The organism is Burkholderia sp. 22PA0106 (assembly GCF_047497155.1).
GTDB lineage: Bacteria > Pseudomonadota > Gammaproteobacteria > Burkholderiales > Burkholderiaceae > Burkholderia.
Genome location: NZ_CP163162.1, coordinates 2,743,422 through 2,756,276, shown reverse-complemented (window position 1 = coordinate 2,756,276; position 12,855 = coordinate 2,743,422). Strand labels below are relative to the sequence as shown.

General features: G+C 68.0%; 14 protein-coding genes. 7 read left to right on the top strand and 7 right to left on the bottom strand.

From position 1 onward, the window contains the following. Positions 1–66: 66 nt before the first annotated feature. Positions 67–324 (bottom strand): hypothetical protein, encoded by a 258-nt coding sequence (locus AB4850_RS11830; RefSeq protein ID WP_206127907.1) that lies wholly within the window; start codon positions 322–324, stop codon positions 67–69. A gap of 417 nt (positions 325–741) precedes the next feature. Between AB4850_RS11830 and AB4850_RS11825 the strand changes: the two genes are divergently transcribed. Next, positions 742–1,440, top strand: coding sequence for a hypothetical protein (locus tag AB4850_RS11825; protein ID WP_414439990.1), 699 nt, complete (start codon positions 742–744; stop codon positions 1,438–1,440). Positions 1,441–1,535: 95 nt separating this feature from the next. Here the strand turns inward: AB4850_RS11825 and AB4850_RS11820 are convergent, their stop codons facing one another. Continuing rightward, positions 1,536–2,294 carry a TerC family protein gene (locus AB4850_RS11820; RefSeq protein WP_414439989.1) on the bottom strand — a complete coding sequence of 253 codons (759 nt, stop codon included), beginning with the start codon at positions 2,292–2,294 and terminating at the stop codon, positions 1,536–1,538. Positions 2,295–2,429: 135 nt separating this feature from the next. On the opposite strand from AB4850_RS11820, the gene AB4850_RS11815 reads away from it, so the two are divergent. Next, on the top strand, positions 2,430–3,317 hold the full coding sequence (locus AB4850_RS11815) for a LysR substrate-binding domain-containing protein (protein WP_414439988.1): 888 nt from the start codon (positions 2,430–2,432) through the stop codon (positions 3,315–3,317). A 103-nt stretch (positions 3,318–3,420) separates the two neighbouring features. Here the strand turns inward: AB4850_RS11815 and AB4850_RS11810 are convergent, their stop codons facing one another. Further along, positions 3,421–3,954 (bottom strand): flavin reductase, encoded by a 534-nt coding sequence (locus tag AB4850_RS11810; RefSeq protein ID WP_414439987.1) that lies wholly within the window; start codon positions 3,952–3,954, stop codon positions 3,421–3,423. A gap of 192 nt (positions 3,955–4,146) precedes the next feature. Continuing rightward, positions 4,147–5,061, bottom strand: a complete 915-nt coding sequence (locus AB4850_RS11805; protein WP_414439986.1) for an AraC family transcriptional regulator — start codon at positions 5,059–5,061, stop codon at positions 4,147–4,149. 102 nt (positions 5,062–5,163) lie between these two features. On the opposite strand from AB4850_RS11805, the gene AB4850_RS11800 reads away from it, so the two are divergent. Both AB4850_RS11800 and AB4850_RS11795 read left to right on the top strand, forming a co-directional pair. Next, positions 5,164–5,922 carry an SDR family oxidoreductase gene (locus tag AB4850_RS11800; RefSeq protein WP_414439985.1) on the top strand — a complete coding sequence of 253 codons (759 nt, stop codon included), beginning with the start codon at positions 5,164–5,166 and terminating at the stop codon, positions 5,920–5,922. A gap of 84 nt (positions 5,923–6,006) precedes the next feature. After that, a complete protein-coding gene (locus AB4850_RS11795) occupies positions 6,007–6,765 on the top strand; it encodes an SDR family NAD(P)-dependent oxidoreductase (protein WP_414439984.1) in 759 nt (252 codons plus the stop codon). A gap of 16 nt (positions 6,766–6,781) precedes the next feature. Here the strand turns inward: AB4850_RS11795 and AB4850_RS11790 are convergent, their stop codons facing one another. Continuing rightward, complete coding sequence (locus tag AB4850_RS11790; RefSeq protein WP_414439983.1) at positions 6,782–7,690, bottom strand: LysR family transcriptional regulator; 909 nt, start codon at positions 7,688–7,690, stop codon at positions 6,782–6,784. Positions 7,691–7,838: 148 nt separating this feature from the next. Here AB4850_RS11790 and AB4850_RS11785 point away from each other — a divergent pair, with 148 nt between their 5' ends. Further along, positions 7,839–8,540: an SDR family NAD(P)-dependent oxidoreductase gene (locus tag AB4850_RS11785; protein ID WP_414439982.1), complete on the top strand. Its 702-nt coding sequence runs from the start codon at positions 7,839–7,841 to the stop codon at positions 8,538–8,540. A gap of 18 nt (positions 8,541–8,558) precedes the next feature. Here the strand turns inward: AB4850_RS11785 and AB4850_RS11780 are convergent, their stop codons facing one another. Both AB4850_RS11780 and AB4850_RS11775 read right to left on the bottom strand, forming a co-directional pair. Further along, the gene (locus AB4850_RS11780; RefSeq protein ID WP_206127918.1) at positions 8,559–9,167 is read right to left on the bottom strand and encodes an ANTAR domain-containing response regulator; all 609 of its coding nucleotides are present in this window, start codon (positions 9,165–9,167) and stop codon (positions 8,559–8,561) included. Then, on the bottom strand, positions 9,164–10,330 hold the full coding sequence (locus tag AB4850_RS11775) for a transporter substrate-binding domain-containing protein (RefSeq protein WP_414439981.1): 1,167 nt from the start codon (positions 10,328–10,330) through the stop codon (positions 9,164–9,166). Before AB4850_RS11775 ends, AB4850_RS11780 begins: the two co-directional genes overlap by 4 nt. A 368-nt stretch (positions 10,331–10,698) precedes the next feature. On the opposite strand from AB4850_RS11775, the gene urtA reads away from it, so the two are divergent. Then, positions 10,699–11,892: an urea ABC transporter substrate-binding protein gene (gene urtA / locus AB4850_RS11770; protein ID WP_414439980.1), complete on the top strand. Its 1,194-nt coding sequence runs from the start codon at positions 10,699–10,701 to the stop codon at positions 11,890–11,892. A gap of 62 nt (positions 11,893–11,954) precedes the next feature. Beyond that, positions 11,955–12,854 carry an urea ABC transporter permease subunit UrtB gene (gene urtB, locus AB4850_RS11765; protein WP_414439979.1) on the top strand — a complete coding sequence of 300 codons (900 nt, stop codon included), beginning with the start codon at positions 11,955–11,957 and terminating at the stop codon, positions 12,852–12,854. The last annotated feature ends 1 nt before the right edge of the window (position 12,855 follow it).

The window sequence follows — 12,855 nt, the reverse complement described above, 5'->3', positions numbered from 1 at the left end:
GTGACGACTTGTAAGCGGGGTCGGAATACGTAAAGCGTGCGGCGTACGAGGGCGGAGACAGGCCGCTCAACCGAGATCGTCGTCGATTTCCTTGCGCTCGCGGCGTTCCTCGTTGCCGCGCCGCGCGCGCAGGCGCTGACGCGACAGCACCGAGATCACTTCGCCGGTGCTCGCGCCGGCCGGGATTTCATTGCGGATGACCTTCGCCACGAGCGGCAAGCCCGCCCGCTGCCGTTTCAGCGCGCGGGCGATCGCGTCCCGGCATGCCGGTCCGTGGCACTCCCATTCGTCGCGGATTCTTTCGCAGTAGCGGCACTTTTCCATCCGGCAAGTTTACCCGGAATCAATTTTTGATTTCGAGCCCGGCCCCGCGCGCGAAAACGTCAACTGTGACGCGCACCGGTGTGGTTCGAGGCCGACGTGCGAATTCGCAGGGCCGATGCCCAAATCGGGTTGCGTGCAATGCAGCAAAACGCCGGCCAGGCCAATCGAAAGAACCATTCGGCGTGTTAATCGCAGCGATTGTTGCGCCGCGAAACACTGCCCCGGCGGTTATCGCGAACCTTGCTTGCGTGCGCATCCAGAGGATCTTCTGCTACGAAAAAAATGTCGGAGACATCCGGGCGAATACCTACATAAAAACGCCGATAGCGGTATAGTAGGCGCGCTTGCCGGCGCCCTCCCCAGCGCCGGCCGATATCCCGGCGGGCTGCGCCGCCAACCGTGATCTCACCTCAGACGATGCAAGATATTCTGCTGCTCATCGCTGCCTCGATCGGCTTCGCGATCGTCGCGATTGCCGCCGGCGTCTGGTTCGCCGGCCGTCAGGCAAGACGGAATCCGTATTCGCAACAAGCGTTCGTGCGCCAGGCCGTGCCGCAAGCGCCGCGTCGCGCGCGCCGTGCCCGCCGTGCCGATACGTCCCCCGCTTCCCGCATCATGCCGTCCGTCGCGCTGGCAATGGCCAACGCCGATGCCGCCGCCCGTTCGTCGGCCGACGGCGCGATGATCGCGGCCGCCTCCGCCGGCGTGCGGCGGCCGTCGTCGCGCTCCCGTTCCGCCGATGTCGCCGAGCGCGAGGCGCAGGCTGCCGCCAAGGCGGCCGTGCGCGATGCGCACGATGCCGATGCGGATGCCGTCGAACTCGAACACCGTGCCGCCCAGGCCGTGCGCAACGCGCGGCCCGATGCGTCGGGCTCCGAAGCGTTGGCACTGGGCCTGCAGGATCGCGCGCAACGCGCGCGCCGTTACGCGACGCTGGCCACCCAATGGGCCGCCGATGCGCGCAACTATGCCGAACTGTCGATCGGCGAACCCACCGGCACGCATGCGGCGCTCGCGATCGAGCGCGCCATGCAGGCCGCCGGCGCACGCCGCGAAACCAAGCGCCTGGCCGCCCCGCGCCGGGGCCGCGTCCGCGGCCTGCAACCGGCGGAGTGAGCGGCGGGCGCTTGCTGTCCGCTTTGCCGCCCGCTGTCCGGTTGCGTTCCGCGTTACTTCGTTTTCCTTCCCGAATCCACCACCGCAGGGCGGCTTCAGTGCCCGCCGCCCGCCTCCGTGCGTTTGTCCTTGGCGCGCCGCGACAGCATGTTCATGCCCTCGACGAAGGCCGAGAACGCCATCGCCGCGTAGATATAGCCCTTCGGTACGTGCGTCCCGAACCCTTCGGCGATCAGCGTCATGCCGATCACGACCAGGAAACTCAGCGCCAGCATGACGATGGTCGGGTTGCGATCGATGAAGCGCGACAGCGGGCCGGCTGCGAACAGCATCACCGTGACGGCCGAGATCACCGCGATGAACATGATCGCGACGTGCTCGGTCATGCCGATCGCCGTCACGATGCTGTCGATCGAGAACACGATGTCGAGCACCAGGATCTGGCCGATCGCCGCCACCGGCGTCAGCACCGCGGCGGCCACGCCGCCGCCCGCGCTGTCGCCGCCGCCGGGCGCCACGTGATGATGCATTTCGCGCGTCGCCTTCCACACCAGGAACAGCCCGCCCGAGATCAGGATCATGTCGCGCCACGAGAACGCGTGATCGAACAGCGTGAAGGCCGGCTGGGTGAGCCGCGCGATCCAGGCCACCGTGCCGAGCAGCGCCAGGCGCAGGATCAGCGCGAGGCCGATGCCGATCCGCTGGGTGCGGGCGCGCTGCGCTTCCGGCAGCTTGTTGCTGAGGATCGAGATGAAGATCAGGTTGTCGATGCCGAGCACGATCTCCATGGCCACCAGCGTCAGGAGGGCGGCCCAGATGGCGGGATCGGCGGCGAGGGTCAACAGGTGGTCCATGGGGAGTTCCGGAATCCGATGAGAACGCGTGGTCGAGGCTTGCTATGATCGGCGCTTGCCGGGTTCGAAAAAACCAGCGTGAAGCTGATTCATACTTCGGTTTTTACGAATCGTGACGTTGCCGCCAGGGTCATCATGCTGAATTTCCGCCATCTCTACTACTACTGGGTCGTCGTCAAGGAGGGCGGGTTCGCGCGTGCGGCCGACCGGCTCGACATGGCCGTGCAGACCATCAGCGCACAGGTGCGCGAGCTGGAGCGCGTGCTCGGCCATCCGCTGCTGAAGCCGGCCGGGCGCGGCGTGACCATGACCGAGGCGGGGCAGGCGGCGTTCGCGCGCGCCGACGAGATGTTCCGGATCGGCGCGCGGATCGCCGACGACGTGCGCGCCGCCGCGAGCGGCGAGACCGCGCGGCTCGCGGTGGGGTTGACCGACGGCGTGTCGAAGCTGGCCGCGCATGCCGTGCTGGCGCCGGCGCTCGACACGCCGCAACTGCGCCTGTTGTGCCACGAGGGCGAACTGGACGAACTGCTGGCCGAGCTGGCGCTGCACCGGCTCGACATGGTGCTGGCCAGCCAGCCCGCGCCGCCGCATCCGTCGCTGCGGCTCACCAGCGAGCGGCTGGCGGCCTCGCCGGTCGACTGGTATGGGCCGGCCTCGCTCGTCACGGCGGCCGCGCGTGCACGGTTTCCCGAGTGCCTGGCCACGTTGCCGGTGCTGTTGCCCACCCCGCATTCGCCGCTGCGCGCGCAACTGGAGCGCCTGTTCGAAACGCTCGGCATCCGGCCCCGCATCGTCGGCGAGTTCGAGGACAGCGCGCTGATGGCCGTGTTCGGCGCGCGCGGGCTGGGGGTGTTTCCGTTGAGCGAATCGGGGGCGAGCGATGCGGCGTTGCTGCGCGGGCTGCGGCGGCTCGGGCGCGCCGAGGGCGCGGTCGAGGAGATCTACGCGATCCGGTCGCGGCGCGGTGAGCATCATCCGCTCGCGGAGTTGGTGGTTGGGGCGGTGCGAGAGGGGGCGTGAGGCAGGCGTGCATTGCCACGACTGCGATGCAAAAACGACAACGGCGCCTTGAAGGCGCCGTTGTCGCATGTCGTTGCCGGAGCGCGGCCTTTGCCGCGCGGCATCACACCGTCACTTCCACCGTCCGCCCCACGCGATGAAACGCGCGGCCGAAATAGATCAGCCCGTCCGCATCGGTGCGCACGCGAATCGTGGTCGCCTCCACGAACAGCACCGTGTGCGAGCCCACTTCCTTCATCTCGACGATGGTGCCCTGCACGCTGGCCAGCGCGTCGCGCAGCACCGGCACGCCGTCGCGGCCGAGGTCCCAGTCGGTCTGGCCGAAGCGCTCGTCCATCGGCAGCTTGGTCAGGCCTGCGAAATGACGCGCCAGCGATTCGTGTTCGCCCGGCAGCACGTTGACGCACAGCGTGCCGTGGCTCGTGAACGCCGCGTGCGTGCTGCTCGACCGGTTCAGGCATATCAGCAGCGTGGGCGGGGCATCGGTCACGGAGCACACGGCGCTGGCCGTCACGCCGCAGCGGCCGAGCGGGCCGTCGGTCGTGATCACGTTGACGGCGGCGCCGAGGTGCGCCATCGCGTGGCGGAACAGTTGGCGCGCTTCGTCGTCCGCAGGCGCGCGCATCGGGTCGGTCATGAAAACTCCTGAATCGGAAAGCATGACGAAACGTCGTGCCCGGGACGCGCCGGGGCCGCCGATTTCGTCGAACAGTCCGGCAGTGTCGCCCGTCTCGCCGGAAAAGTCAGGGAAACCCCTGGCTTGCCGGGGTTTTCGAGGCGGGGCGCGGCTTGTCGGGCTGCAGGCATCCAGTCGTCGGGCAGTGTTGCCTCAGGCCGGGTCGGCGACTGTCTGTTCGCGCGCATAGTGCGACGGCGGCTGCCCGACGTGCCGCGTGAACGCCACGCTGAACGTGCTGGCGGAGCTGTAGCCCACGCGCTGCGCGATCTCGGCGATGCGCCCCTGATTGCGGCGCAGCAGATCCTTGGCCAGCGCCATGCGCCAGGTCAGCAGGTATTCCATCGGCGCGACGCCGACCGCGTGGCTGAAGCGCTCGAAGAACGTCGAGCGCGACATCGCGGCCTGCTTGGCGAGCGCGGCGACGGTCCACGCATGGGTGGGGCGCTCGTGCATGCCGCGAATCGCGGCGGCCAGCCGGCTGTCGGCGAGGCCGCGCACGAGGCCCGGCGAGGCCTGGGTGCCGGCCGTCGAGCGCAGCGCCTCGATCAGCAGCACCTCCAGCAGCCGCGTCAGCACCTCCTCGCGCGCGGGCCGCTGTTCGCTCCATTCCTCCCGCATCAGTTGCACGAGCGTGGCCAGCCGTGCCTCGCCGCGCACATGCACGCGCCTCGGCAGCAGCGACACCAGCAGCGCCGCGTCGGGCGAACCGAAGCTGCAATGGCCGACCACGATGCGCGAATCGATCGGCCGCTCGGCCGCGCCGATCCGGAACTCGCCGGGGCGCAGCGGGGTGGGCATCGAGTTGTCCGCCTCGGGCGGCGGCGCGGTCAGGCTCGACATCCCCACGCCGTAGGCAGCCGGAATCAGCACGAAATCGCCGGTGCGCAGCTCGGTCGGCTCGTGGCCGTCCACCATCAGATGGCAGCCGCCGTCGAGCACCACGCAATAGAACGGCTGGCCCGAATCGGTGCGGCTGACGCGCCACGGGCTCGCGCCGTAGACGAACTTGGAAAAGCGCGCGCTCGGCTGCAACAAGCCCACGACCTCGGCTAAGGGATCGATCACGGCCGGACTCTCGCAAATGAAATTCGGATTGTTGATTGTAGCAAGTACGGCGGCGAGCCCCTATCGTAGAGGCACCTTTTCTTTGTTCGACAGGAGTCATGCATGCAAACCGTATTGATCACCGGCTGTTCGTCGGGCTTCGGCCTCGAAACCGCGCGGCTGTTCCTGGAGCGCGGCTGGCGTGTGGTCGCCACCATGCGCACGCCGCGCGAGGACCTGTTGCCGGCTTCCGAGAACCTGCGCGTGCTGGCGCTCGACGTGACCCGCCCGGACAGCATCCGCGCGGCCGTGGAGGCGGCCGGCCCGATCGACGTGCTGGTCAACAACGCCGGTTTCGGCGCAGCCTCGCCGGCCGAACTGGTGCCGCTCGACACGGTGCGCAGCGTGTTCGAGACCAACGCCGTGGGCACCATCGCGCTGACGCAGGCGGTGTTGCCGCAGTTCCGCGCGCGCCGGGCCGGGGTGGTGGTGAACGTCACGTCGAGCGTGACGATCAAGCCGCTGCCGCTGATCAGTGCCTATCGCGCGAGCAAGGCGGCCGTGAACGCGTACACCGAATCGCTGGCGCTCGAAGTCGAACCGCTCGGCGTGCGCGTGCGGCTGGTGCTGCCGGGGCGCTCGCCCGAAACGCGCTTCGGTGATAACGCGCGCGCGAACATCACCGGCTTCGATCATCCGGCCTATGCCGAGCTGGTCAACACGGTGCTGGCCAGGATGGCCGACACCTCGGGGCCGCTGACGTATTCGATCGACGTGGCCGAGGCCGTGTGGCGCGCTGCCACCGATCCGGCCACGCCGCTGAAGATCCCGGCCGGCAAGGATGCCGAGGCATGGGCCGCCGAGTTGGCCGCGGCGCGCTGATTCCGGCCCGATTAAGGGCAGCGGGATTCGCACGCTGTTTAGTACCCCTGCCGATCCCGCCAAAACCGATATTCAGGAGAACTCATGCAGGACCAACGCATTGCACTCGTGACCGGCGCCAATCAAGGCATTGGCCTTCAGATCGCCAAGGACCTGGTTGCACGCGGTTGTTTCGTGCTGATCGGCTCGCGCCGGCTCGACCGCGGCGAGGCGGCTGCGCAGGAAGTGGGCGAAGGCTCGCGCGCGCTGCAGCTCGACGTGACCGACCAAGCCTCGATCGACGCGGCGGCGCGGCTGATCCGCGAATCGTATGGCCGGCTCGATCTGCTGATCAACAACGCGGCGATCTCCAACACCGGCTTGCGCGACGGCCAGACCATCGAGGAGTACTCGAAAACCACGCGCCCGAGCAACGTCTCGATCGACGAGATGCGCGCGGTGTGGGACACCAACGTGTTCGGCGTGCTGGCCGTGTATCAGGCGATGCTGCCGCTGCTGCGGCTGGCTCCGGCGGCGCGCATCGTCAACGTGTCGAGCGGCGTCGGCTCGCTGACCACCAACTCCGATCCGGCGTTCCCGTATCGCGCGATCTTCGGCCCCGTGTATCCGGCCTCGAAGACGGCGCTCAATGCCATCACGCTGGCGATGGCGCTCGAACTGGAGCCGGAAGGGATCAAGGTCAACGCGGTGTCGCCGGGCTATACGCGCACCAATCTCAACAATTATTCGGGCACCGAAACGTTGGAGGAAGGCGCGCGCGAGGCGGTGCGGGTGGCCCTGCAGGGGCCGGACGCGCCGACCGGCACGTTCACGCGCTGGGAAAACCAGACGATTCCCTGGTAAGCCGTACGTCGGGGCATCAGTCCGCCGATCGGCTGCGGCACACGGCGAGCACGCGCTGCCGCAGCCAGCGGTGGACGGGGTCGGCGTCCAGCCGCGGGTGCCACATCTGCGAGACGGTGATCACGCCGGTGTCCACCGGCAACGCGAACGCGTGGGCGCTGTCGCCGGCCTGCGCATCGAAGAACGAAGCCGGCACCAGCGCGATCAGGTCCGAATGGCGGGCCACGGCCAGCGCGGCCGGAAAGCCCGGCACGGCCGCGGCGATGATGCGCTCCAGCCCGAGCGCGGCCAACGCGGTGTCCACCGGGCCGCGCGGGTTGTCCTTGCGCGCGGCCACCACATGACCGAACGCCACGTAGCGCCGGGCGCTGACGCGTCGCTCGCGTTCGAGCGGATGGCCGCGCCGCACCACACCGACGAAGCGGTCGCGGAACAGCGCCTGGATGCGCACCTCCGGCCCCATCTCGCCGAGCACCCCGATTTCGAGATCCACCGTGCCTTCGCGCAACGGCGCCGCGCTCTTGGCGGGCTTGGCGGCAAAGCGCAGGAACACGTGCGGCGCGTCGGCCGTGACGGCCGCGATCAACTGCGCGCCGAACGCTTCCACGAAGCCCTCGTTGGCGCGGATCGTCAAGGTCTGGCGCAGCGTGGCCAGATCGAGATCGGCGCCGGCCGGCCGCAGCACCGCCAGCGTTTCGTGCAGCGCCGCGCGGGTGCGCTCGCGGATCGCCTGCGCATGCGGGGTCGGCACCATGCCGCGCCCGGCGCGCACCAGCAGCGGATCGCCGGTGGCCGCGCGCAGCCGCGCCAGCGTGCGGCTCATCGCCGATTCGCTGAGGCCGAGCCGCCGCGCGGCGCCGGCCACGCTGCCTTCGGCGAGCAGGGCGTCGAGCGCGACGAGCAGGTTGAGGTCGGAATCGGGCATGCGCGGATGCTAGCACGCACGCGTTCGAGACATGGCGTTCCGTGCAGGTTATTGCTGCAAGCCATGCGTCTTCCGCCATGTGCGGCGCGCCGCTACAGTGCGTTCATCGGCTGGCGATCGCGCCGGCCACTCGATGAGGGCACGCCACATGACAGCAAACCATCAGCACACCGTATTGATCGTCGGCGCATCGCGCGGCCTCGGCCTCGCGATGGTCGACGGCTACCTGAAACGCGGCTGGCGCGTGATCGCCACCGGCCGCCGCCATTCCACCGCGCCGCTCGAACAGCGCTCGCGCGACGCGGGCGGCGCGCTCGAAGTCGAAACGCTCGACATCACCGTGCCCGACGAACTGGCCGCGTTGCGCGAGCGCCTGGCGGGCCGCCGGCTCGACGTGCTGTTCGTCAACGCGGGCGTCAAGAACGACGATCGCGAAACGGTGGCCGACGTCTCGACCGACGAATTCGTGCGCGTGATGGTCACCAACGCACTGAGCCCGATGCGGGTGATCGAGGCGCTCGAAGCGCGGGTGCCGCCGGGCGGCACGATCGGCGTGATGTCGTCGGGGCAGGGCAGCGTGACCAACAACCTGAACGGCCGTTACGAGGTGTATCGCGCCAGCAAGGCCGCGCTGAACATGTTCATGCGCAGCTTCGCGGCGCGCCACGCCGACGACCCGCGCACGCTGCTGCTGATGGCGCCGGGCTGGGTGCGCACCGAGATGGGCGGCCCGCAGGCGCGGCTCGGCATCGACGACAGCATTCCGAAGCTGCTCGACACCATGGCGGCGCAGGCCGGCCGCGCGGGGCTGCAGTACCTCGACTACCAGGGGCTGACGGTGCCGTGGTGAGCCCGGGCGGCCGCACATTCACATTCGCAACATCTGGCTCGCGTTGATGATGGCGTTGGCGATCTGCTCGATCGGCGTGCGGTCGGTCATCGATTTCGTGCGCAACAGTTCGTAGGCCTTGTCTTCCGAAATGCCGTTGCTTTCGCTGAGGATCGCGGTGGCGCGCTGGATCTGGCGGCGCTCGGTGGCCTTCTCGTCGTTGCGCTTGACGCGCCGCTCCAATTGCTGGCGATTGCGGTGCTGGAACATCGTCACCGAAATCGCCGTCAGGACCCCGAACGAACGCACCGGCGACGGAATCACGCAATGCGCATCGAGCTGCATGACGGCCTCGATGATGATCGGGTTCTCGTAGGTCACCACCGGAATCACCGGCGGCGCGTCGCGCCGGTCGCGCCAGGTCAGTTCGACCGCGAGCGACTCGGGGCGCACCGCCAGGAACACCAGGTCGACGTTGTCGGGCAGCTCGGCGGCGTGCGGCCAGAACGTGCAGACGCGGCAGCCGATCCGGCTCAGTTGCGCGATCAGTTCGGCGCGATCGTCGTCGTCGGGGTGGATCACGGCGACATGCAGCGAACGGATCGCACGCAGGACTTCCGGCGTGCGGGCGGTATGAAACGGCTTCATTCGCGCCCCCCGTCGGCCATTTCGAGCGCGGCGGTGCCGGTGTCGTCGCCGAACGCGATCACGAACGGATCGGGGCGCACCCAGTCGGGCGCTTCGTGCAGGATGTCGAACTGGGCGTGCGCATTGAGCCGGCCGATGCGCGGGCGCAGGTAGGTGTGGTGATTCTGCTCGTCGATCTTGACGCGCCCCTGCGGCGCATCGAATTCGAGGCCGGGCAGCGTGCGCAGCAGCGCATCGGGCTCGTCGCCGCCGGTGCGCCGCATCGCGTCGGCCAGCAGATGCATCTGGAAATAGGCCGCCTCCCAGCACATGTCGGTCACCATGTCCTCGCCGAAGCGGCGGCGAAAGCGTGCGAGCACGTCGCGGTTGGCCGGCGTGTCGACCGACTGGAAATACGGCGACGACGTGATGTGGCCTTCGCCTATTTCGGCGCCCATCGCCGTGAATTCGGTTTCGGTGGTGGACAGCGTGGCGATCGGGCAGCGCGCCGGATCGAGGCCGGCTTCGGCATACGCGCGGTAGATATGCGCCATGCCGATGCCCACCACCGTCGAATAGATGAAATCGGGTGCGGCCGCAACGATCTTCTTCATCGCGTCGCGATACGCGTCGTAGCCCGCGTTGAGCGGCAGGTAGATCTCGCCCGCCTTCTCGCCGCCGTTCTCGAACACGAGATCGCTCATCACGCGATTCGCTTCGTACGGATAGATGTAATCGGAGCCGATCATGAACACGCGCTTGCCGTGATTGCGCAGCATGTAGTCGGCCAGCGGGAAGCTGTTCTGGTTCGGCGCCGCGCCGGTGTAGATCACGTTGCGGCTGCATTCGAAGCCTTCGTACAGCGTCGGATACAGCAGCAGCGCGTTGTGGCGTTCGAGCACCGGCAGCACGGCCTTGCGCGTGCTCGACATGTAGCAGCCCACCACCACGCGAATCCGCTCGTTGGCGATCATGCCGGTCAGCAGCTCGGCGTAGCGCGCGGGGCGCGAGGCGGGGTCGCACAGCACCAGTTCGACCTCGCGGCCGTCGATGCCGCCGGCATCGTTGATCTCCTCGGTCGCGAAGCGCGTGGCGCGCTGCTGGGACCGTTCGATCGGGGCGGTCACGCCGGTTTCGGAAAGCAGGACGCCGATCCGGATCGGGTCGCGGTGCGATGAAGTCATGAGAGGGACGAAGCAACGGTAAGAGGAATCGAGGCCGCACGGGCCGCGCTCGGGCGGGCGCGGAGCGTCGCGTTTCGCGGCGTGTCGACGAGACCATAACCGATTCGCGGGCAGGAAAACAAACCCGGATCGGCCCGCATGGCGGGCGCGGGGCGGCGCGCGCGGCCCCGAAAATTTCCGCTTGCCACGGATTTTTCACTGCGATATGTTTCGCCCATGCCAAGGAGAAATTGCACCTTGCCACGGAGTACTCACTGATTGCGCGGTGTCGGACAAAGGCGTCCGACATCGCAACGGCCACGGAAGCCCGACGTCCAGCACACGCTGGTCGTCGGGCTTTTTTTTTCTTCATTTTTTCGAAGGTAGCGATGACAGCCAATCGACGTACGTTCATCAAGAGTGCCCTCGCGTCCGTCGCGGCGGGTGCGTTTCCCGCGGTCGCGACGCTGGCGAGCCGTTCCGCCCTGGCCGCGGCGGACCCGATCAAGGTCGGCATCCTGCACTCGCTGACCGGCACGATGGCGATCGCCGAAGCGCACATCGTCGATGCCGAGAAGATGGCGATCGACGAGCTGAACGCCAACGGCGGCGTGCTCGGCCGGCCGGTGCAGACGGTGGTGGAGGATGGCGCGAGCGATTGGCCGACCTTCGCCGAGAAGGCCCAGAAGCTGCTCGAAAGCGACAAGGTGTCGGTGATCTTCGGCTGCCATACGTCGGCGTCGCGCAAGGCGGTGCTGCCCGTGATGGAGCGCTACAACGGGCTGCTGTACTACCCGTGCTACTACGAAGGCCTCGAGATGTCGAAGAACATCATGTACACGGGGCAGGAAGCCACGCAGTCGGTGATTCCGGCGATCGACTGGCTCGCGAAGAACAAGGGCAAGAAGTTCTTCCTGATCGGTTCGGACTACGTGTGGCCGCGCACCATCAACCGGATCGCGCATCCGGTGGTGGCGAAGGCGGGCGGCACGGTGGTCGGTGAGGACTACTTCCCGCTCGGTGCGGTGGAGTTCTCGTCGGTGATCGCCAAGATCAAGGCCGCCAAGCCCGACGTGATTCTGTCGACCATCGTGGGCGGCTCGAACGTCGCGCTGTTCAAGCAGCTCAATTCCGCCGGCATCAACGGCCGCAACCAGGCCATCATGGCGCTGGCCGTCAGCGAGGAAGAGGCCTACGGCATCGGCAACGACAACCTGGTCGGCGTGTTGAGCTGCATGGGCTACTTCCAGAGCATCAAGACGCCCGCGAACCAGGCGTTCGTCGGCGCGTTCAAGAAGCGCTACGGCCAGAACCGCGTGCTCGGCGACACCATGGAGGCGAGCTACACCTCGGTGCACCTGTGGAAGCTCGCGGCCGAGAAGGCGAAATCGCTGCAGGTCGAGAAGGTGGTGGCCGCCTCGTCGGGCCTGGAATGGGACGCGCCGGAAGGCAAGGTGCGCTTCCACGCGACCAACCATCACCTGTGGAAGCACGCGCGGATCGGCGCGTTCCGGGCCGACGGCCAGGTCGACATCCTGTACGAATCGCCGCTGATCGAGCCGAACCCGTTCCCGAAGCTGTAAGCGAGCGGGCGTCCGCTTCCGGCGTGGCCGTCCCCGGCCACGCGCTTTCCCGGTGATCGACCATGACTCTCGATATGTTGCTTACGCAGGTCTTCAACGGCCTGTCGATGTTCACCGTGCTCGCGCTGATGGCGCTCGGCCTCGCGATCGTGTTCGGCCTGATGGGCGTGATCAACATGGCGCACGGCGAGCTGATGGCGCTCGGCGCGTACATGACCTACCTGTGCGCGCAGATCTTCCAGCGCTGGCTGCCGTCGCTGATGGGCGCGTACTTTCTCGTGGGCATTCTGGTGGCGTTCGCCACCACGTTCGCGGTGGGCGTGCTGCTGGAGCGCGTGATGATCCGGCGCCTCTACAAGCGCCCGCTCGACACCATGCTCGCCACCTGGGGCCTGTCGCTGGTGCTGCAACAGGTGTTCCGCCAGTTGTTCGGGCCGGTGGATGTGAGCGTGCCGACCGTGAGCTGGCTGCAGGGCGCGTGGACGCTCGGCAACACCGCCATCCCGTTGAGCCGGCTGTTCATCATCGGCCTGACCGGCTGCGTCGCGCTCGCGGTGTTCCTGTTCCTGTTTCGCAGCCGCTGGGGCCTGCGGATTCGCTGCGTGATGCAGAACCGCGCGATGGCCAGCGCGGCCGGCATCGACGCGCAGCGGGTGGATGCGGTCACGTTCGGGCTCGGCTGCGGGCTGGCCGGCATCGCCGGCAGCGCGCTGACGCTGCTCGCCTCCACCGGCCCGGTCACCGGCCAGCAATACATCGTCGACACGTTCGTGGTGGTGGTGTTCGGCGGCGTCGACAGCCTGATCGGCACGTTCCTCTCGGCCTTCTCGATCGGGCAGATGCAGTCGCTGTTCGAGATGGTGCTGAGCGGCTCGATGGCGAAGGCCGTGATCCTGCTGCTCGTGATCGTCGCGCTGTATTTCCGGCCCAACGGCCTGTTCGCGCTCAAACTTCGGCGGTAAA

Bases quoted from the DNA above. Each gene is read 5' to 3' on its own strand.
- AB4850_RS11820 (WP_414439989.1), bottom strand. From the start codon at position 2,294: ATGGACCACCTGTTGACCCTCGCCGCCGATCCCGCCATCTGGGCCGCC.
- urtB (WP_414439979.1), top strand. From the start codon at position 11,955: ATGACTCTCGATATGTTGCTTACGCAGGTCTTCAACGGCCTGTCGATG.
- urtA (WP_414439980.1), top strand. From the start codon at position 10,699: ATGACAGCCAATCGACGTACGTTCATCAAGAGTGCCCTCGCGTCCGTC.
- AB4850_RS11780 (WP_206127918.1), bottom strand. From the start codon at position 9,167: ATGAAGCCGTTTCATACCGCCCGCACGCCGGAAGTCCTGCGTGCGATC.
- AB4850_RS11800 (WP_414439985.1), top strand. From the start codon at position 5,164: ATGCAAACCGTATTGATCACCGGCTGTTCGTCGGGCTTCGGCCTCGAA.
- AB4850_RS11815 (WP_414439988.1), top strand. From the start codon at position 2,430: ATGCTGAATTTCCGCCATCTCTACTACTACTGGGTCGTCGTCAAGGAG.
- AB4850_RS11785 (WP_414439982.1), top strand. From the start codon at position 7,839: ATGACAGCAAACCATCAGCACACCGTATTGATCGTCGGCGCATCGCGC.
- AB4850_RS11795 (WP_414439984.1), top strand. From the start codon at position 6,007: ATGCAGGACCAACGCATTGCACTCGTGACCGGCGCCAATCAAGGCATT.
- AB4850_RS11775 (WP_414439981.1), bottom strand. From the start codon at position 10,330: ATGACTTCATCGCACCGCGACCCGATCCGGATCGGCGTCCTGCTTTCC.
- AB4850_RS11790 (WP_414439983.1), bottom strand. From the start codon at position 7,690: ATGCCCGATTCCGACCTCAACCTGCTCGTCGCGCTCGACGCCCTGCTC.
- AB4850_RS11825 (WP_414439990.1), top strand. From the start codon at position 742: ATGCAAGATATTCTGCTGCTCATCGCTGCCTCGATCGGCTTCGCGATC.
- AB4850_RS11810 (WP_414439987.1), bottom strand. From the start codon at position 3,954: ATGACCGACCCGATGCGCGCGCCTGCGGACGACGAAGCGCGCCAACTG.
- AB4850_RS11830 (WP_206127907.1), bottom strand. From the start codon at position 324: ATGGAAAAGTGCCGCTACTGCGAAAGAATCCGCGACGAATGGGAGTGC.